The 21,759-nt window shown below is 34.2% G+C and carries 10 protein-coding genes; 5 read left to right on the top strand and 5 right to left on the bottom strand.

Going from position 1 to position 21,759, the window contains the following annotated elements:
* Nucleotides 1-798 (bottom strand): acyltransferase (locus tag GIY83_RS07180; protein WP_208686041.1); only part of this gene is annotated, 798 nt, incomplete at its 3' end.
* 366 nt (nucleotides 799-1,164) lie between these two features.
* Between GIY83_RS07180 and GIY83_RS07175 the strand changes: the two genes are divergently transcribed.
* Nucleotides 1,165-1,671: a GNAT family N-acetyltransferase gene (locus GIY83_RS07175; protein ID WP_208686039.1), complete on the top strand. Its 507-nt coding sequence runs from the start codon at nucleotides 1,165-1,167 to the stop codon at nucleotides 1,669-1,671.
* A gap of 134 nt (nucleotides 1,672-1,805) precedes the next feature.
* Here GIY83_RS07175 and GIY83_RS07170 read toward each other — a convergent pair whose 3' ends face one another.
* Entirely contained in the window at nucleotides 1,806-3,038 is a 1,233-nt protein-coding gene (locus GIY83_RS07170) for a glycosyl hydrolase family 8 (RefSeq protein WP_208686037.1), read from the bottom strand.
* A gap of 915 nt (nucleotides 3,039-3,953) precedes the next feature.
* Here GIY83_RS07170 and GIY83_RS07165 point away from each other — a divergent pair.
* The 4 genes from GIY83_RS07165 to GIY83_RS07150 all read left to right on the top strand — a co-directional run bounded on the left by GIY83_RS07165 (nucleotide 3,954) and on the right by GIY83_RS07150 (nucleotide 15,027).
* Nucleotides 3,954-5,438 (top strand): MFS transporter, encoded by a 1,485-nt coding sequence (locus GIY83_RS07165; protein WP_208686035.1) that lies wholly within the window; start codon nucleotides 3,954-3,956, stop codon nucleotides 5,436-5,438.
* 208 nt (nucleotides 5,439-5,646) lie between these two features.
* Nucleotides 5,647-9,777, top strand: coding sequence for a hybrid sensor histidine kinase/response regulator transcription factor (locus GIY83_RS07160; RefSeq protein ID WP_208686020.1), 4,131 nt, complete (start codon nucleotides 5,647-5,649; stop codon nucleotides 9,775-9,777).
* Nucleotides 9,778-10,511: 734 nt separating this feature from the next.
* Entirely contained in the window at nucleotides 10,512-13,520 is a 3,009-nt protein-coding gene (locus GIY83_RS07155) for a TonB-dependent receptor (protein ID WP_208686018.1), read from the top strand.
* Between the two features lie 13 nt (nucleotides 13,521-13,533).
* A complete protein-coding gene (locus GIY83_RS07150) occupies nucleotides 13,534-15,027 on the top strand; it encodes a RagB/SusD family nutrient uptake outer membrane protein (RefSeq protein ID WP_208686017.1) in 1,494 nt (497 codons plus the stop codon).
* A 107-nt stretch (nucleotides 15,028-15,134) separates the two neighbouring features.
* Here GIY83_RS07150 and GIY83_RS07145 read toward each other — a convergent pair whose 3' ends face one another.
* The 3 genes from GIY83_RS07145 to GIY83_RS07135 all read right to left on the bottom strand — a co-directional run bounded on the left by GIY83_RS07145 (nucleotide 15,135) and on the right by GIY83_RS07135 (nucleotide 21,756).
* Entirely contained in the window at nucleotides 15,135-17,078 is a 1,944-nt protein-coding gene (locus GIY83_RS07145) for a glycoside hydrolase family 97 protein (RefSeq protein ID WP_208686014.1), read from the bottom strand.
* 214 nt (nucleotides 17,079-17,292) lie between these two features.
* Nucleotides 17,293-19,887, bottom strand: coding sequence for a xylan 1,4-beta-xylosidase (gene xyl3A / locus GIY83_RS07140; protein ID WP_208686006.1), 2,595 nt, complete (start codon nucleotides 19,885-19,887; stop codon nucleotides 17,293-17,295).
* Between the two features lie 285 nt (nucleotides 19,888-20,172).
* A complete protein-coding gene (locus GIY83_RS07135) occupies nucleotides 20,173-21,756 on the bottom strand; it encodes a glycoside hydrolase 43 family protein (RefSeq protein WP_229029241.1) in 1,584 nt (527 codons plus the stop codon).
* Nucleotides 21,757-21,759: the final 3 nt, after the last annotated feature.

Below are 21,759 nucleotides of genomic sequence, written 5' to 3'. Positions count from 1 at the left end.
AACAAAACGCGAATTGGATGAAAAAATATGATTATCAAAATCGCTGTTACCTACAATAGCACCCAATACGAAATACCCAAAATAGACCAGTAATCTACTCAGTTGAAAATCAAGCGGCCCAAAAGAAACCCATTTTCCTGCTCCAATGCAATACGCTATTGGTACATATAAAATAAAAGTAATACAAAATAAAACCGCAAAAACAGCTACAGGACGATTGGTGAAAAATGAAACTTTATCAGAGCATCTATTGAATTTTTCTTTTATAAAAGGATATATAATTCCCAGAATTAAATTAAAGAAAAACAGTACTCCTATAAACCAAGGCGGACCGGGAGGCCAATTTTCTATGGTAAAAAAGTCTATTACATAATCTGAAATATTAGCACTTTGATGTGCCAGGTAATAAGCTGGGAAATAAGAAAAAAGCATTAAGAGTGTACCTAAAAAAACAAACGGAATAAAGAGCCTTTTAATTCTGTCTCGTAGAAAATACATGGCTCCTTTTTTCTCTATACTTTTCACAAGAAAAAGCCCACCGATAAAAAACATGAGAAACATAAAGAAAATATCATTATAATTTTCGAATATATCCATCCCAATCCATCTTTTATGATCTACAATCGGGGCGGTAGAATTAATATAAGCACTACTGTCAAACCATGCAAAAGTGGTATAGGCTAACGAGGTATGATGAGCAACCACCAGTACGGTAATGAATGATTTTAGATAATCCAGCCAGAGTGTCCTGGAATTTTGCAGTTTTAATGTCATAATAGTAAATAAGTAATGTTTCATAATCATAGACGCATATTGTAATTAAAACGTTGCATCCTAACTGAAAAAAAAAAAAAAAATGACTGCTCCAACCTCACCCACTAATCTCTTTACTGATCTCAGGCTGCTAACAAGTCAATTAATTGATTGTTTTACCACTTAAAACTCTAAGGACAAACCAACAATGATGAGTTTTCTACTTTACTACCAGTAAAAAATTGCAAATAATATCTCATCAAAGAATGCATAAAAAAACAGGGAGATCTTTATTCGTTTGAAATTTAAATATTAATTTATACTTTCGTTTTTTATCAATTTGATCTTATCAACACTCAAAAAATATGTGTATTAAATACTCCCGTATTAAAGCTTTTATAAACATACAAAATGACGATTATTGAAACTGAAAGAACATACATAAATCAGATCAAGCAAATTGATTTAGAAGCGCTATACTCCATTTGCGGCAATGCCGAATTAATGAAGTATGTAGGTGATGGCAAACCTTTGTCAAAAGAACAAACACAGAAATGGATCGAAGTTTCAATTTTAAATTACAAACTAAAAGGTTTTGGCATGTATGGAGTATTCTCTAAGGATAATGATACACTTATTGGATACTGCGGTTTGATTTTATCGTCAGATATCAATGATTATGAATTAATTTATGCTTTGGACAAGCAATACTGGGGAAAAGGTTTAGCAACAGAAATTGCATATGCTGTAGTCAAATATGGTTTTGAAAAATTAAAACTTAAAACGATTTTTGCATCAATAGATCCTGCTAATAAAGTTTCCGAAAAAATACTTTTGAAAATTGGTTTTTTAGAAAAATTCAGAAGAGAAGATCAGTTCGGTCTTGAAACAATATATTTTAATCTTAACCAAATATAAGCCTGCCCTGATCAACTGCTGAAGGTTTAAAGTGTTCTTTAACAGAAACCGTTATTCTCTTTGCAAAACGTACGCCATCTGATAAAACCAAAACCCTGAAAAAAATAATTATTTACTTTTTTTTTCTTTTAAAGTTATTTTACTGCCGGAACTATTATTTGATATTTTCCGCTAAGATGCATTAGACTAAAAAGGTACATCAGCCCATCGTAGTAAGGGTCAAAATAACCATCCTCATACGGCTCGAGCTTTGCATTCCAGACCGCATGAACAAAATCCAGACTCTCTTTATCGGGATTAACGAGTGATGCTGTTGCTGCTGTTGCTACTAACCCAATTGAATGTCTTAGTTTCTTGACAGGACCAGCCTGAAGAACAAAATCAGGAGTAGAACCATCCAGATTAAATTGATCCTCATAAGTATCTAATCCCTTAGACCTAAGGAAATTTTGAAATCTCTTAGCATACTCTTCTTGCCATTTTTTATCCTTTCCGTACCAGCTATAATCCATTGCAATATTCATAGGAACACGCCAGGAATCGTAACGAAATCCTCCCGGCATCCAGGGTGTTGAATGCGGTTCGCCATTAAACTCAGTATAATCTGAAGTCAGTCCTGTTATGGGATGACAGGCTTTATGCAGAAAATCACGAGAAACATCTGCACATTCTTTATAAAACTTCTCATGTCCATCTTTGGCATACAATGCCCATATTTCATAAAATGCAGCAACATGATACGACGGATCTGTCCAGTGATATCCACCTCCCTCAGGCACAAAAGATATCTGCTTATGTTCGGTATTTATAATATTATGTATATTGGCAGTACCATCTTTTTTCCACATAGCATCTAGTATTCTTCTGGCCTCTTTGTAATAGTTGATTCCCGTATCATTGCCCCACTTATTAGACGCAAAGAGCAGACTGGTTATATAATACAATTCTCCGTCTGAAGCAGAACCGGGAGAATTTTGTTTCTTGGTTTGCGGATTCACGCTCCATGCAAAATACCCTTCTCGTGGTCCGTCTTGATGTTGCATATATTTTACAGACCATCGCCAGAGACGATCAAAAACTTCTTTTTTATCGAGTTGAACCGCGACCATCATTCCATAGGACATTCCTTCGGTGCGGGCATCTTTATTCTTTAGATCAGAAACATATCCTAACGAATCGCCTTCTTCAAAATATACTCGATTGGGTCCTTCAAAAATATCATAATAGGCCTGGGATAACTTTTTGTCTATTTCTATTTGGCTGTAACCCGCAGCTGCAAAAAGATTGCGGTATAAAGGTCTTTTAGATTCTGATTTTTCTACTTTCTTTTTATTTTGACCAATAACCAAAACTGGAATAATCAGCATAAAAAAAATTAGTAAAAGTCGGATTTTAACCAGCGATTCGCTTATGAAATTATTTAGAACCATGTTTAATTTTTTTAATTGGTTTAGTTGAAAGCTTTATTAAATTGTTTTACCTCTTTACAAATGCCTAAACATTGTCTTTGGCATCGTAAATAAGTTATTCAGACAAATTAATTCGCATTTGATCAGGTTTAGGTAATGAGTTTATTTAATACAAATATATAAAAAACAACTACAAAACAATCGGTTGTTTTTTATATAATCTGAAAATTTATTAAAAAAAATCACAATAAAAAGCATTATACTACTTTTAAAAGCCAAAAAATAAAATTAAAATGAATTATAAAGATAGACTACAAATTTATCTCTATGGCAGAACAGGTAGATTCCGCTTAAAAATAGGTAATCTAAAAAAATGCAATTGGTTGCTATACTATACAAGCTCCAGATTTAAAAAAGGCGCTACTGAAGAATTATTAAATTATTTGACGAACACTTTACTTTTCCAAGTCCTTTAAATCATCAAGGTTTTAATTTCTTCCTAATATATCCACACCGGAAAAACTCATTTATTTTAAAAATATAACTTGTCATGTATTTCAAAAAACAGTAAACAACTATAAATCAACATACAAATACGAAACATAACGCATGTTTTTAAGTTTTTTTTACGGTAATAAACTAAAATAGCAATTTATATAATAGATTTACTAAGACTAATAATGCTTCAAATGAACTATTAAAGGCTTCAAAAATGATAATGCTTTTTAATGATTTCAAACTATTTTTACTTTTCTGATCTTATCAATATGAAATACAAAATGGAAGGTTTTGTATTTTTGATAATCAATCAGTTAAATATCTTTAAGGTAATACACAGTAGGTAAAAAAGGAACAAAACAATCAGTATACATTATGAGTAATACATCGCAAAAGCTTTCTGTACTAGAAAAAATAGGCTACGGTTTAGGTGATTTTGCAGCAAATTTGATTTTTCAGACCCTGCTGACTTTTTTGGCTTTCTTTTACACAGATGTATATAAAATTCCTGCCGGAACTGCTAGTATAATTATTTTTGTGGGTGGCTTTATTGGTGCTTTTTTTAATATCATTATGGGAGTTATTGCTGATCGTACTGAGTCACGCTGGGGAAAATTCAGGCCCTGGATATTATGGACTGCTTTACCTTTCGGAATTGCTTCTGTCCTCTCTTTTTTAACTCCAGATTTTCAGGCTAGCGGAAAGATCATTTATACCTTTCTGACTTACTTTATTTTGGTCATGATTTACTCCGCAAACAACTTGCCTTATGTGGCCTTAAGTGGCGTATTGACAGGTGATATGAAAGAGCGAAACAGCCTTTCGTCCTATCGTTTTGTAGCCGTTATGATAGCCCAATTTATAATTCAGTCCCTTTTATTGCCAATGGTGCTAATTTTGGGACATGGCAATAAAGCGGATGGTTTTAAAAATACGATGATAGTATTTGCTATTGTTGGCGTGATTTGCTTACTCATTACTTTTTTCACCACAAAAGAAAGAATTATACCTGCAAAGAACCAGGAGTCTTCTATCCGGCAGGATTTTATAGATTTATCTAAAAACGGACCATGGCTGGTTATTTTACTGGTAACCATTTTGGTATTTATAACCTTGTCGCTAAAAGGGGGAATGTATGTTTTCTATTTTAAATATTATTTGGATCCTATTGCTCAAACTGATTTTTTGAATGATATTGGTTTTACTTCCCTGATCAACAGACTCAATAGTTCCTTAACAGCAATGGGATTTGTAGATTTTCAGTGGCCAAAAGACGTTCCTACTTCTGCATTTAGCCTCTTTAATGCCGGAGGAATTATTTTCATGATCTTTGGAATTGTGTCCTCAAAATCGCTTGCTGATGCCTTTGGTAAAAGAAACATCTACATCATCTTTATTTTCTTATCTGCCATTAGTTTGCTGGTTTTTAATTTCTACAGCAGAACGGCTATCGCAATTGTTTTTATAACCCAGCTGCTACATGGTTTTATTTACGGAATCACGATTCCTCTTTTGTGGGCCATGATTGCCGATGTAGCTGATTACAGTGAATGGAAAAACAATCGAAGAGCAACTGCCACGGTTTTCTCAGCTATGCTTTTCGGATTAAAAATAGGGATAAGTATTGGCGGAGCGTTAGGCGCTGCTTTTCTATCTAAATATGGTTATGTAGCCGAAGAAGTTAATCAAGTACCAGCAGCAGTAGAAGGAATCAAACTTTCTATAAGTATCTATCCCGGCTTTATATTTATTATAAGTGCAGTTCTTTTATGTTTTTATGTCATAGATAAAAAATTAGAAATTCAGATAGAAAAAGATTTAAATGAAAGAAGGGATAATGAGAAAAAAACAGAGGATTAAATTAGAATAAAATTTAATTTTTAAATTAATTTTTAAATTAAAATACAGCATACAACCAACTCTGTAATCCCTTTCTCTGCCAGTGAAAAAAAAATATACTAATTTTTTTTAAACTCAAAAATTACCAATATTATGTATTCTTTTGAAAAACAAATAATTGGTTTTGGATTTAATATTATATATTTAATTTTAATTTACGAATCATTTTATGTCCCAAACAAAATATTTTAGAGTCAGCGTCATCTTATTTTTTATAATAAATAATTTGTTTTCTCAAAATACATTTGAAAACTATCAATTTCGGTTACTGAACAATGAGACTTCAAAGAGTGGTATTTATACCATTACACAAGATCAGTTTGGTATTATGTGGTATGGAACAAATGGTGCGGGTTTATATAAATATGATGGTATAAATTACGAAGCATACGAGCAAAATTCCAAGCTTAGTAATTCTATTAATAGCAACCTGATTTATGCTACTTACGTCGATAAAGACAACCGGTTGTGGGTTGGAACAGATGAAGGATTATGTCTTTACAATCGCAATTTAAATACTTTTGAAAGTATTGATATTCAAAAAAAAATAAAAAAGGAAACTGTTGTTTCTGTCAAAAGTATTATTGAAGACAATAATGGAAATCTTTATTTAGGGACATTTAATAGTGGCTTACTCAAACTCAATATAAAGTCGCGGGAAATCATTAAAATTAAGCCGGATGCTCCCACCACAAATTACCTTATTAACTGCCTGGTAAAAGATAAAAGAGGAATCATTTATTTGGGCACTAACTTTGGTTTAAAAGTAGTTGACCCAATAAAAAATGAGATTAAAAAAGTAACGATTGGCAAAGACAATGCATTGCTCTCAGGAACTATTATCTCTATGTTTTTTGACAGTGGTCAAAACTTATGGATTGGTAACGGATTTAAAGGTCTTCTTAAAGTAGATCTATATTCTAAGACAAAACAGGTTGTTTCTTATCCTATTACAAAAAAAAGAATTATGTCGATCCTGGCAACAGATGCCCAAACGATTCTCTGTGCTACAGAAAATGATGGTTTAATTGTTGTGAACGATCAGGGTGTTGTTCAAAAAAAATATGCAAACAATAAATTCAACATTCGTAGTTTAAGTTCAAATTCTGTCTGGTCATTATTTTTAGATAAAGAAAATAGAATTTGGCTGGGATATTATAACAAGGGTCTGGGAATCTTTGACAAAATAGACAGCAAGGTAAGTATCATAGAAAGTTTGCCAGGAAATCCCCAATCATTACAAAGCAGTTGCGTTACCAGTGTTGCAAAAGATCAGCAAGGCCAGTTATGGATTTCTATGGAAGGCGGTGGTGTCGATATTTACAATCCTAAAGACAAAAGCTTTAAACATATTAACAGATCTAATAGCAGCTTTTATTCTGGGTTAACCAATGATAATATCACCAATGTTTTTATTGATAAAAAGCAGAATATTTGGCTATCGAGCTGGAATGAAGGAGTTTTTGTTTTAAAAAAAGGAAGCAGGAACTTTATTAATTACAGCACAAAAAACACTCCTAATTTAACCTCAGACAATATTATGAGTATTGCTGAAGACTCAAAAGGTGTAATTTGGATAGGAACCTTTTCAAAAGGTCTGCATTACTATACCCCATCAGACGGTCAATTCCACAATTGTAATACTAAAGCCTTCCAAACAAATGGACTAACAAATTTAGACATCAGAAAGGTAATGGTAGATTCCGATGATGCGGTCTGGGTAGGTTCAACAACGGGTTTATATCAGGTTAAAACAAATGATTATATTTCTTTTTCAGTAACATCTTTTCGGGATAAAATGTCTGAAAAGTTCAAAAATCACAAAAGCACACATACCATTAATACTTTATATGAGTCCAAAAACAAAGAAATCTGGATTGGTACTGATGGCGCCGGATTATTCAACTACAATAAAAAAACAGATTCCCTCAAGTGGTATATCAACTTTGAAGGACTTCGTGAAAAATCAATTTCATCGATTGTAGAGTCTAATGATCACGAGATTTGGTTAAGCGGAAAAAAAGGCATCACAAAACTAAATTTAAAAAACAAAACTGCCATAAATTACTCCACCTATGATGGTTTACCGGGAAATGATTTTAATAACAATGCTGTTCTTAAAGATGAAAACGGATTACTCTATTTTGGAAGTTATGAAGGTTTAAACTACCTCAATCCTGCAAATTTAGTTAAAAGTAAAAAACAGCTTCCGATTTACCTCAGTGATCTGAAAATTTTCAATAAATCAGTTGGACCACTTGAAGAGAATTCACCTTTAATAAAAGTAATCTCTGAAACAAAAAAAATAATCCTCAAACATGATCAGTCTGTATTTACAATTGATTTTATTGCCATTAATTATTCTTTTCCGGCCAGAAATGAATTTGCCTATTATCTGGAAGGTTTCGAGGATTCGTGGAATTACGTTGGTAATAAACGCTCGGCAACTTACACAAACTTAACACCGGGCCACTATGTTTTTAAGGTTAAAGCAGCCGAAAAAAACGGAGTGTGGAGCCCACCATTAGAATTAAAAATAGAAGTTTTACCCCCGTGGTGGAAAACATCTTTTGCTTATCTCTTTTATGCCTTATTACTACTAGCTGCAGTTCATTTTGGCAATCAATATTATCAAAATCGTTTCAAACAAAAGCAAATCATACAATTTGAAAAGCAAAAGGCTATTCAAATTGAAAAGTTAAACAATAAAAAATTACAATTTTTCACCAATATCTCACATGAGTTTAGAACTCCGCTAACTTTAATTTTAAATCCATTAGCTGATATCATTAAAAATAATAGCCAGGATGTACCAGACACAGTATTAAATAAACTTCAGACTATTCAAAAAAGTTCCGAAAGGCTTTCAAGATTAATCAACGAGTTAATGGATTTTAATCAACTGCAGTTTAATAAAATGACGCTTCAATTACAGCTCATTGATGTAATTGATTTTACAAAAGAAATCGTGAGTTATTTTGATGAAGAAGCAGTAAGTCGTGGAATTAAGCTTGTTTTTGAATCTGATAAAGCAGCATTAAAAGATTGGATAGATCCTAAAATGTTCGAAAAAATCATTTTTAATCTTATTTCTAATGCTTTTAAAGTGACCCCAGATAATGGGGAAATAAAAATCAAAATAGTGGTCAACGACGAATTAAGACATTTTCCGCTGATAAATTCAATTAGTACTAATTCTTACTTTAAGGTTATTGTTGAAGATACCGGAGCGGGATTAGACAAAAAAGACATCAAGCGAATCTTTGACCGTTTCTATCAGGTAAATAATTTAAATAAAGCATATTACGGAAGCACAGGAATAGGCCTGGAAGTTGTTCGTGGATTTGTAGAATTACATAAAGGAATAATAGAAGTAGAAAGCGAACTGGGCGTTGGCACAATTTTTAAACTATTATTTCCTACAGGAAAGGACTTTTTTAATAAAAACGAAATACTACTTGAAGAATTTAAAAAGGACAAAAAAGTAAGCTTTACACCTATTGAGGAAAAAGCACCGGTAACATCACAATATGACCAGGAAAAACAAGATCGGGTTCATACTATTTTGATAGTTGAAGACAATGTCGAATTGCGAAATTATTTAAAAAACGAACTCAAAAAAGAATATAAAGTTATAACGGCAGAAAACGGTCAGATTGGTTTAGAACTTGCCTTGCAAAAACTGCCTGATTTAATATTAACAGATGTAATTATGCCGGTTATGAACGGTTTAGAATTGTGTAAAAATATTAAAGCTGATTTAAAAACAAGCCATATTCCTTTAATGATGCTATCTGCAAAAGCATTAATTAAAGATAAATTAGAAGGGATTGACTCTGGCGCAGATTTGTATTTGAGTAAACCCTTTGATATGGATATTTTAAGATCCAGTTTGGTACAGCTCATTAACAGCAGGCAAATTATGTTTAATAAATTTTATAACGGAATCACTCCAAAAGCAAAAGAAAAAACAACCACTTTAGATAATGAATTCATAAAAAACATCCTGAATTACATTCATGAAAACATTAGCAAACCTGAGCTAAGTGTTGAAGTTTTGGCCTCGAAAGTATTTTTAAGCAGAAGCCAATTGTACCGAAAAATAAAAACACTAACCGGGGTAACTGTAAATGAATTTATACGTAACGTACGTTTAGAAAAAGCAAAAGAATTAATAGAACTCGGCAACGATACCATAACTGAGATTAGTTTTAAGGTGGGTTTTAGTTCTCCATCTTATTTCACAAAATGCTATAAAGAAAAATACGGCTACCTCCCTACTCACAACAACAAACAATAAAATTTTAAAGGAATCAAAGACGGTTTATACCGCTAGCTTGTGGACACAAATATTATAAATGAATTTTAAACACAAATTTCACTAATTGACACTAATTCATTTGATGAAATTCGTGTTTATTTTGTACTTGTGTCCAGACGGCAGATTTCTACCGTCTTTTTTTTGCTTTATCAATAACTCAATAATCTGCTCTGTTTAAAGAATTTGAGCTTTATAAATTAATGCCGCGTCATTTAATTTAGAAACAATTATTAGTTTGATTTTTTGTACCGGATTAAATTTCATCTCTTAACAAATCATTAAATACATACAAATAGCTGTTATTTTTTAAACATAACAAAAAAATCATATATAAAAAATATTAATATTTTTTTTGACTTTACTGTTTTAAATCAACACAAAAACCAGAAATACGCCAATATTATAAACTTTATGCTACAAAATTTATATTTTTTGCATCATATTTAGTATGTGAATTTTATGTTAACATCATACTTTTGGATCTAACAAAAAACTTTTACTAACCATTAAAACACACTATTAAATATGGAATGAAAACCAAAATTATGCATTTAAAAAGTGCTCTTTTTTTGATTAAAATTTAGACCTCTCTTCTTAGTGGTAAATTCTAAAATTTAAAATAAAAAACAGCCAATAAGCTTAAATCATGATTGTTATAATAATTAAACTTTACAACCAAACAACTATTTAAACTAATCAAAAAACCAATTAAAATGATGTTAAAATTAAAATTTGCAATAATTGCATTGCTAATAATTAGCAGTCAGAATTTAATGGCACAATCAAAGACGATACAGGGGGTGATTACTGATCCTTCGGGATTTCCTTTACCAGGTGCCAGCGTTAATGTAGAAGGTACAAAAAATAGCGCCTCAACAGATTTTGATGGTAAATACTCTTTAAAAGGAGTTAACCCTACAGATAAAATAACATATTCTTATGTCGGATTGATCTCGCAGACCATAACTCCTGGTAGCAGAACTACAATTGATGTTGTATTGGCACTATCCACCCAAAACTTAAATGAGGTTATTGTAGGTTACGGAACTCAAAAGAGAACAAAAGTAACCGGAGCAATTTCAACAGTGGGCGCAAAAGATATTGCCGCAGTGCCTATTACTAATGCAGAATCAGCCTTACAAGGAAGGGCTGCGGGTGTTACTGTTGTAAATGGCGCACCGGGTTCTAATCCTACAGTTACCATTCGTGGTTTGGCTACCATGGGAAACAGTGCTCCTTTATATGTAATTGATGGTGTTTTGACAGGTAATTTATCCGGATTAAGCCCTAATGATATAGAGTCAATGTCTGTTTTAAAAGATGCTTCGACAACGGCTTTATATGGTTCAAAAGCGTTCAATGGAGTAATTATGGTTACAACTAAAAAAGGAAAAAAGGGCCCTGGCCAACTAAATTTTAGCACTTATATAGGATCTCAGACCATTACCAAAAGATATGATGTCTTAAATACACAGCAATATCTTCAATATGCTAAAGATTTAGGAAGTGATTTAACGGCAAGAGCTGCTGAATTTGGAAATACAAACACCAATTGGCAAGACCAAATTTTTCAAAGTGGTTTGATGCAGGATTACAATTTGAGTTTCTCAAATGGTACAGAGACCTCTACGAGCCGTTATTCAGCCGAATATTTAAAGCAGGAAGGAGCTGTTATCAATACAGGTTTTGAACGCTACTCTTTTAGAGCCAATAATACACAGGATATTGGGAAACTTAAAGTAGGAAGCAATATTGGTGTGTCTTTTAGTACAATCAATCCAGAGCGTAGTTCGGGAGGAAGAACATTATTGGAACACGCTATTAAAATGGCACCTTATTTCCCTATTTACAATGGTGCAAGTTTAGGCGGGTATCAAGGGCCTAGTGCTATTGATGGTAATGATGCAGAGAATCCTGTACGTGTAGCAAATTTAGGATATCAAAAAATTAATAATTTATCCTTAATAGGAAATATCTACGCTGAGTTAGAAATTTACAAAGGGTTAAAATTCAGATCACAAGTTTCCTTAGATTATTATACAAGTAAGGATCATACTTTTGTTCCTAGTTTTCAGGATGGCTCTTATCATAAACAAGCATTTTCTACAACAAATGAAACAAATGGACAAGGTCAGACTATTGTTTTTGATAACAGCTTAACATATAAAACTACAATTGCAGGAAAACATAATCTTGAAGTATTAGGAGTTATTACTAAAATTGATGGAAAATCGCAAACTTTAGCAGCAGGAAGCCGTTACAGTATTTCGGATGAAATTGATCAGTTAAGATATAATGAAGGTAGTTTAGGTTCAGCCAATTATGTAGAAAAAAATATTGGTTATATCGCCCGTATCAATTATGATTATAATGATAAATACATACTTGCCGTTTCAGGACGTAGAGATGCTTCATCTCGTTTTGGAGCCAATAATCGCTGGGGTAACTTCTACTCAGTTGCCTTAGGGTGGAATATTGCTAAAGAAAGTTTTATGGAAAATTCTATTTTCAGCACATTGAAACTTAGAGCCAGTACCGGTACGACAGGAAATGACAGAATAGACAATTATCAGTACGCCGCTACATTACTTACCACTTATAATTATCCAATTAATGGAGGGAATGCACAAGGTGTTTCTATGGGAGTTGCTTCTAATCCTAACTTGAAATGGGAGTCTAAAAAGGACAGAAACATAGGTTTGGATTTTGGTTTGTTTGAAGATAAATTTACCGGATCTTTTGAATATTTTAATAATAAAAGCAGTGATATTCTTTTTGCTGTTCCGTTAGCTGCATCTGTAGGATCTGCCGGTGGAGGAACTCAGATTCAAAATGTTGCCGATGTGAAAGTAAGCGGATTTGAAATATCATTAGGTTATAATGACAGAAAAGGAGATTTTACATGGTCTGCCATAGCTAATTTAGGAACAAGTAAAAACGAAGTAACCGGCTTAGCGCCAGGAGTAACTAGTGTTTTAGGTGGTCCAGCAGCCAGAGCTGGACTTGAAAACTTCTCTAGACTGGAAGTAGGTCAGCCGTTATTCTATTTTTATGGATATCAAACCAATGGAATCTATCAAAATCAGGCAGAAGTAGATGCTGTTTTTGGACCAGGTCAGACTAATATAAAACCAGGTGATATTAGAATTGTAGATCGTGATGGCAATAAAATAATCAACTCAGATGACAAAACAAATATCGGGAATCCATATCCGGATTTTACTTATGGTTTAAACCTTACTGCAGCTTACAAAAATTTCGATTTTAACTGCTTTATATCAGGAGTTCAAGGGAATGATATTTTCAATGCAAATACTTTTGACCTAAAAGGAATGAATCGTTTATTTAATGCAAGTACCGATGTATTAGACAGAGCAATTGTCGTAAATGGCGTTGTCACAAATCCATCTGCTACTTTACCAAGAGCACAAGGTGCAGATATCAACTGGTCTTCTGCAAATCAACGTTATATTGAAGATGGATCCTATACAAGACTAAAAAATATAGCCGTTGGATACACATTTTCTGGCGATGCATTTAAGGCCTATTTTTCAAAAATAAGATTCTATGTAAGCGGACAAAACTTAATTACAGTTACAAAATATAGCGGTTTAGACCCTGAGATCGCACGTGCAGACGCCAATGCAAATTCTGCAGGTATTGATTTAGGAAGATATCCACAGCCAAAATCTGTGATTTTTGGACTTGATGTTACATTTTAATATATAAAAGAAAATGAGAAAAATAAAATATATACTTATAGTTATGACAGGAGTTTTAACTATAACTTCATGTGACTCTGGTGAATTAGAATTAACTAATCCCAACACTTTAAGACCAGAAACCTTCTTTATAAATGAATCACAGGTGCAGTCATCTGTAAATGCATCTTATGCAAATCTGCAGACAAGAGGGCTTTATGGCAGAAATTTTTCTTTTGCAATGGATCTTATGGCTCAGGATGCTTTAGGAAACCCGCAGTTAGAAGGAAACAAAAAACCTTTTCAGGATTTTTCTTTTAATGCAGGAAATGATATTATTCAATATTATTGGGAATCCTGTTATAAAGGGATATCCAGAGCTAATTTTGTACTGGATAATGAGGCGAAAATAAATGCTCTTCCAAGTTCGAATTTTTCACAAGAGAAAAAGAACAAATATTTAGGAGAAGCTCATTTTTTAAGAGCCTATTATTATTTTCTGCTCGTGAAACGATTTGGAGATTTACCAATTTACAAAACAGGGACTATTATCGGCAAAGCTAGAAGTCCTAAGGCAGAAGTTTATGCTTTGATAGAAGAAGATCTTGTATTTGCGTCTAAAAATCTTTTACCAAGAGCAACAGAAGTACCAGGAAGAGTTAATAAAGAAGCAGCTTACGCCTATCTGGGAAAAGTATTGTTATACGAAAAAAAATACGATGAAGCGTTGGTTGCATTGAATAATGTTACAGGATTCAGTCTGGAGGATAAAGGCAGTTTTTACAACAACTTTATGGTAGAGACAGAACACGGTAAAGAATCAATTTTTGAGATTGAGTTTGACGAGAAAAATGGAACAGGTGATCAATGGGGGGCTGTTGGTGATAGCGAGGGAACTGGTTTTGAAGAGTCTACACTTAGAGGACAGGAATATGGGAACCTAAGTTGGTACAATGTGTATCCCTCAGACAATTTGTTAGATTCGTATGAGGCAGGAGATTTACGTTTTGGAGATTCTTTTTATGTACCAGGCTCAACCTATTTGAAAGGAACCAAGGTAATGCTGGCAAGTAATTTTACTACCTCTGCAGGTATTAGAAGAGCGGGCTGGAAAAAATATCAAAACTATTACGAAAGAGAAGATGAAGCGACACGCTCAAGTATTAACTTCAAAGTGATGCGCTATTCAGATGTATTGCTTATGAAAGCAGAATGCGAAAACCAAAGAGCAGGAGGTTCTCAAACGGCTGCTATAGCGTACATCAAAGAAGTAAGGGACCGCGCAGGATTAACAACTACTATTGCCCCTACAAAAGATGCTGTTTTCGCAGCTATTGTTCACGAACGTAAAGTAGAGTTTGCAGGTGAGCAAAGCCGTTTTGATGATATTATAAGATGGGGTATCGCTAGTACAGAATTAGCAGGTACAGGTTTTCAGGCTGGTAAAAGTGAGTTATGGCCAATACCAAACAGGGAAACATCTTCAAATCCAAATATAAAACCAAGCGATAATAATCCTGGTTATTAAGAAATTAAATTTTGGTAGTTTAAGTTAAGTTAGTAATTTTGGTCAAACAGCGCATGAGAATGCGCTGTTTTTCATTATATTAAAGTTCTGCTAGGCTATATTTAGAACTAATTCAACAGCAGCATTCCTCCATTACAAGGAATTGAAATTTCGATCTCATGGCTGTTTTTAAGCTTCATTGTTTTTACTTTTCCATTTAAATGTTTATCATCAAGGTAACATTTAAATGCTGTGCCAGAAGCAATCATTGGCAGCTTGATTTTTAGTTTTACCGTTTCTTTTTTAGCATTCACTCCAGCTATGTACCACTTTGTTCCTTTTCGGCGGGCAAGCACTACATATTTACCAGGATATCCCTCTAAAAAACGAACTTCATCCCAAGTCGTGGGTACTTCTTTCATAAAATCTATAGCCCAGGCGGGAGCATCGGTTAAATTATTTGGTGCCAATGCAAAATGCTGCACCCCACTTTGAAAAAGTACAGCAGCTGCCAGGGCAAATACGTCAGAAGTTATTCGTTTTGAACCTTTATTGGGTAGATTTTCACTATTATAAAATTGATTTAAGGCACTTCCTCCAAAGTCCATACTTCCTACTGTATTTCGAATAAAAGGATGTAACGAAGCATTCATAGCTTCGGTATCACAACTTTTTTGTCCAAAATGCAGATTTTCACTTGCCAGAACAGCTTCACTAGAAGCAAAATTTGGATACATACGCTCCCAGCCCCTTGGTAAGGTACAACCGTGAAAAATAACCATTATTCCAAAATCATTAGCATCTGTGAGGATCTCTTCGTATAATTTCAAGGTTACTTGTTTGTCTCCCCCAAAAAAATCTACTTTAATTCCTTTTACACCGACACTTTTCATCCATGCCATTTCCTGACGACGCATTATGACATTGTCCATCATGCCTCGAGGTCCCTGAGGTGCGTCATTCCAATATCCGTTCGAGTTGTACCATAAATACAAACCAACACCTTTTGCTGCTCCATATTGGGCCAGTTCAGCTATTTTATCTTTTCCTATCTGGGTATCCCAAAGTGCATCAATTAAAATGGTCTGATATCCCATCGCCGCACTGAAATCTATATATTGTTTTTGCACCCCAAAAGTGGTGTTGTTGTCCATTTTCATAATCCAGCTCCATGAACCTTTAGTATATTGGTATTCTTTCGAGGCTTTATATTTTGGTTGAACCAAATCAAAAGGGATAGTGGTTTCTACAACAGGAGCCAGAGTTTCTCCAACAGTAATGGTACGCCACGGCGTTTCACCAGCTAATGGTATGCCCGGAGCAGTTGTACCGTTTCCGTTGTTTTCTCCTTCCATTGGAAATCCTATCGTGTACAATCCTTTATCACGCCCCATTAACCTGCTGCCACAATAATTGCTGTCTACACCGGTTTCGGATACTAAAACCCATCCTTGATTATTTACTTTAAAAAGACATGGAAAGGTATATCCCTCTCCTATTCCGTTTTTGCCCATGGAATCATCTAGTGTATACGATGTTTCATAACTTGGCGCAGTTCTGGCAAATCCTGTCATGGGTTTACTTTGCGGGCAAAGAAATGTAGTGGTCCCTTCCGGTAAAACAAAACCAGATGCTTCCTGCTGCACCACACAGGAGCGGGCTTCTTTTTGAGGATAAACTTTATATTTAAAAGCTGCATTATTATTACTTACCCTAAAAATTATATCAATAGCCTCTTTCCCTTCTTTGGTAAAAGAAAATACAGCCTCGTTAGCTCTATAATGCACGCTTCTTTGTTTTATATTAGGAAGCTCATATGTTTCTTCAATCTTTTTTTGATCTGCACTGGCCTGCAGAATTAATCCTGTGGTAAAATCACCAACATTTGTTTTTAAACCAAGAGGAGAGTTTTTCAGGAAAATTTTTCCATTATATGAAACATTGTAAACCGGCATATTATTTTCGACAGCCAAAACTACTATGAGTTTTCCATCGGGGCTTTTTACCACTGATTGTGCATTTAATTTCAAAAAACTAAAGAGAAATAAACATAGAGCATATTTAAAATTCATAACTAATTATTGGTTATTTGGTTTATTAATTTATTTTTATCTGTAAAAAAGAATTACGTTATAATAATATGGAATTTTCACTTAACAGACTGCGAACTAAATTAGAGAAAAAAGATTCAGTTCTAAAATAAATTCCCAATCAATGCATTTCGATAATTGTGTTGTACAATGAGATTCCAATCTTCTTATTATTTATCTTTTGCCGCACAATGATTTATTGAACAGTTACTGTAATCATTTTTAAATCTTTAGCATCTGAACTATTACCATAATATACCTCATACATACCTGATGTTACCTTCATCCCTATAGTATTGGCATCATAAAATTCAAATGAAGAAGCTGGTAAATCTATCGTTATAAGTTGCTTTTCACCTGCTTTTAAATTGATTCTTTTAAATGCTTTGAGTGTTTTCAAAGGGCCATCAGTATCCTTTGCTTTTCTAACGTAAACCTGCACAATCTCTGTTCCGTCACGTTTACTAACGTTTTTTACAGGAAAGCTTAATTGTGTATTTTCATTTGGTTTTATATCCGTTTTACTCAATTTTGCCTCACCAATAGTAAATTTAGAATAGCTTAAGCCAAAACCAAACGGAAACAAAACATCTGTTGTATATCTATAGGTGCGCCCTTTCATTGAATAATTTTCAAAGTCTCCTAATTTATCTGAATTTTTGTAAAAGGAAACAGGTAGTTTTCCGGCAGGATTATAATCTCCAAAAAGAACGTCCGCAACAGCCTGACCTCCGGATTCGCCAGGATACCATGCCTGCAGAATGGCGTCACAGCTTTCCGTTTCAGGTGTCAATGCAATTGCAGAGCCTGAGCAGTTTACAAAAATTACTTTTTTTCCTGCCGCTTTAAGTTCTTTTAAAAATTTTCTCTGAACCGCCGGAAGTTCAATATCAGTACGGTCACCGCCTTTAAATCCTGGGGAAGAAACAGGCATTTCTTCTCCTTCAAGCAAGGTAGAAAGCCCGCCTGCAAAAATAACGGTATCGATACCTTTTAATTTTTGAATTAAAGAACTGAAATCAATGTCATATTCTTTTCCAAAATCAAATTCAAGATTAGCCTGCCAATTGTTTGACTGGGCAAAAAGGATTTCGATTTTATATTTTTTACCCGCTTGAACGACAAATGAAATATTTCCCGGAACAGTACGCCAATTGGTATATTTTGCAATTGATTTTCCATCAACCAGTAACTCAAAAACACCAGTAGCCCCTGTTTTAAAAACAAGCGTATCGTTTGCTTTTGCTGAAAACTCTGTTTCATATTTTGCTGAAAAACCTTCAAGCTTAACCCCTGAAGCAAATTCATGCTGACCGGCAGTAGTCATTTTAATAGGATTTAAAATCTGCTGGGTTATTACACTGTTGCCTTCCCTATTTGGATTATTCCAATAGGTTGCTTTCATTCCTTTTTTTCCTTCAAATGAAATTTGGTCAAAATAACTTTGATTTACTTTATCCTCGACTAAGTCGCATGCTTTATCGTAAAAGATTTTATTTTCCGGAATTTTTGACTCTATTCCATCTTTAATGGTGATTGTTTTAACGGGTGTTCCATTATAATTCCCCCACAACATGGGTTCATTATCAGCATTTGGACCTAATACTGCTATTTTATTTATTAATTTATTTAAAGGAAGAATATTGTTTTTGTTTTGTAAAAGCGTCATTGACTTTTGAGCCATTTCAAGTGCTAAGAGCTGATGCTCTTTGCTATTAAGAACCGATGCGGGAATTTGAGCCCACGGCACTATGGCATCATCATCCATTTCACCCAAATCAAAACGACCAACTAATACGCGAAGCAGACTCTTATCAATATCGGCTTCTTTTATGAGATCTTTAGCAACAGCTGCCGGCAGTTCTTTAAAGGGATATTTCTCCCAGACACATTCGACATCTGTTCCTGCAAGGACAGCTTTTGATGCAGCATGTACCGCATCTGATGAAACTTTGTGAGTCGTATAAAAATCAGTTACAGCGCCGCAATCTGAAACGACCAGGTATTTAAATCCCCACTCATCTCTTAAAATACGCTGCAATAATCTGGTGTTGCTGCAGCATGGTTCGTCGTCCAGGCGTTGATACGCGCACATCACCTGACGCACATCTGCATCCTGCACAAGTGCTTTAAATGCCGGCAGGTAAGTTTCGTACAATTCACGAGGATCTACATTATTCAAATTCAATTCGTGCCTGCTCCATTCTGGTCCTGAGTGAACAGCAAAATGTTTTGCGCAAGCTAAAAGTTTACGGTACTTGGCATCTGCCGGGCCCTGTAGCCCTTTGACAACTGAAATTCCCATCCGGGAAGTAAGATAAGGGTCTTCTCCGTAGGTTTCCTGTCCACGGCCCCAACGGGGATCCCTAAAAATATTGACATTAGGAGTCCAAACCGAAAGGCTTAAAAAACGTTTGTTTTCATTACCGTTTTTAATCCATTGATTATATTTTGCCCGAGCTTCATCTGATACGGCATCAAAAACACGATACAGTAACTGATCATCAAACGAAGCTGCCATACCTATGGGCTCTGGAAAAACAGTAACATTGTCATTATTGGCATAACCATGCAGCGCTTCACTCCACCAGTTAAATTTTTTAATTCCAAGTCTGGGGATCGCATCACTTTGATCACACATTAAGACTGCTTTTTCTTCAAGAGTTAATCGTGAAATTAAATCTTTTGCTCGCTCTGCTGAACTAAGCGAGGGATTCTTATAAGGATATTGCTGCGCGTTTACACTAAAAAAAGATAGTAAACTTATAATAAACAAATAACTAATTTTCATGATTATTCTATTTGAGTTAATATATTAATGCGTATTTTATTTTGGTTAAATCGTAAAGGAATTAATTCAAGTTGCTAGTTAAGAAAGTCTAGTCCCTACAGGACAAAAATTGACCTGAATATTGATTTCTAACAATATGTAATCTCTCCGAGATATTTTTTGTTACTCCGTTAGGAGTTAAATATTGGTAGAAGAATAATGAAATCTACCCGAAAAAATATCCCATAGGGATTAAACTTTTTTAGAGCCAACTTATTTACTGAATTGTTAATCTGGCAACTTGAACTAATTATTTTTTGAAATTTGATCTTCAATATGGAAATAATCGAAATCTACATAACCGCCAATATTTGTAGTTGCATAGTTGAACAACCCAAATCGATATCCCATAAAATGAGGAATTGTATAAGGCAGTTTTATTGCGTTTCCAATGCTGATCCATTTTTCACCATCTAGACTGTAAAAAAATCTTCCGGTATCTGCTTTATCTTTAAAATCACATGCTGCTTTGAAATAGATTTTATCCTGAACTAAAGAAATGCTTTCAACTTCACGCGGATTCCCTTTAACGGCATCAAGTATGACTATTTTTTTTGTACCATTTTCAACCTTTACCGCTATAAATCCATATTCTTTTTGCAATAACGAAAGTCCTGCAAAGTCGCCTTCTTTCATTTTAGATACCTCCACTAAGGTAGATGCGGAACATTCAGATCCAAAAGTTCTTTGTGTAAGGGTATTTTTAGCCTGCACAAAACTGCTGTCTTTCCGGCCTGTTTTCAATCTTAAATATCCTTTTCTTTCCCTAACAGACCACAGGGAGTTATCAGGATTGTGGTTCCATTGCCAGACCAAAGGCAAATCAGGATCATTTTTTTTTCTTGTAAAATCATCTGAGTTTACAATTCCCGGAATTAAACCTTTGCTTTGTGGTAAATCCAGATATTCTGGTACTTTATTATTTTTACCTAAAATGGGCCAGCCGTCCTTCCATTCCACAGGAACCAGATAAGGAATACGGCCTACACCTCCGGAATCTTTAAACAAATACGAAAACCATTTTCCGTCTGGTGTATCAATAAGCCCGCCTTGTGCAACTCCTAAATCCTGCAGACCTACTTTTCCTTCCCAAGGTCCTAAAATACTATCTGCCCTATGTATAATTACCGTTCGCATTGCGTCTTTTGGCCAGACGATATTAAAAAGATAATATTTTCCTTTGATTTTAAAAAGCTGTGAACCTTCAGATTGCAGCATAATATTGTTTCCTGCTGGCGCACTGGCATTTTCAATCAATACCTTTTTTGTTTCTTCTTTTACAGCGGATAAATCTGATTGTAATTCGACGATCTGCAATTTTCCCGCTCCCCAAACCATATACACTTTTCCGTTATCATCAAAAAAAATAGAATGATCGTGATAAGAAGTATTTAAAACGGTTCTTTTCCAAGGTCCTTTTTCTACATCTTTCGTAGAAAAAATATAGGTTTTACCAGTTGTTCCAGAGAAAGTGCTCACGTAATAGGTACCATTATGATAATTCAGACTGCTCGCCCAGGAACCTCTTCCGTAATCGTTTTTTTCATTATCCAGATTTAGTTTATCATTATCATCTTCTAATGTTTGATAGGCATAATTAACGATTTTCCAATTCACTAAATCGTTAGATTTCATAATAGGAACGCCCGGATTCATGTGCATGGTTGTGCTGCTCATGTAATAAATATCGTTTACACGAATGATAGACATATCAGGAACATCAGCAAAAATAACTGGATTTTTCGCCTTGTTTTGTGCATAGTTACACAAAGTAAAAAGCGAAAAAAGACTAAAAACAACACTTCTAATTTTCATTTTATTTGGTATCATTTT

The organism is Flavobacterium sp. SLB02 (assembly GCF_009664855.1).
Classification (GTDB): Bacteria; Bacteroidota; Bacteroidia; order Flavobacteriales; family Flavobacteriaceae; genus Flavobacterium.
Note: the sequence above shows the minus strand (reverse complement) of the source record. Positions and strands in the feature narration are given on the sequence as shown.

Excerpts from the sequence above, each read along its gene's own strand:
- GIY83_RS07155 (WP_208686018.1), top strand. The coding sequence starts at position 10,512 with ATGATGTTAAAATTAAAATTTGCAATAATTGCATTGCTAATAATTAGC.
- GIY83_RS07160 (WP_208686020.1), top strand. The coding sequence starts at position 5,647 with ATGTCCCAAACAAAATATTTTAGAGTCAGCGTCATCTTATTTTTTATA.
- GIY83_RS07170 (WP_208686037.1), bottom strand. The coding sequence starts at position 3,038 with ATGCTGATTATTCCAGTTTTGGTTATTGGTCAAAATAAAAAGAAAGTA.
- xyl3A (WP_208686006.1), bottom strand. The coding sequence starts at position 19,887 with ATGAAAATTAGTTATTTGTTTATTATAAGTTTACTATCTTTTTTTAGT.
- GIY83_RS07165 (WP_208686035.1), top strand. The coding sequence starts at position 3,954 with ATGAGTAATACATCGCAAAAGCTTTCTGTACTAGAAAAAATAGGCTAC.
- GIY83_RS07150 (WP_208686017.1), top strand. The coding sequence starts at position 13,534 with ATGAGAAAAATAAAATATATACTTATAGTTATGACAGGAGTTTTAACT.
- GIY83_RS07175 (WP_208686039.1), top strand. The coding sequence starts at position 1,165 with ATGACGATTATTGAAACTGAAAGAACATACATAAATCAGATCAAGCAA.
- GIY83_RS07145 (WP_208686014.1), bottom strand. The coding sequence starts at position 17,078 with ATGAATTTTAAATATGCTCTATGTTTATTTCTCTTTAGTTTTTTGAAA.
- GIY83_RS07135 (WP_229029241.1), bottom strand. The coding sequence starts at position 21,756 with ATGATACCAAATAAAATGAAAATTAGAAGTGTTGTTTTTAGTCTTTTT.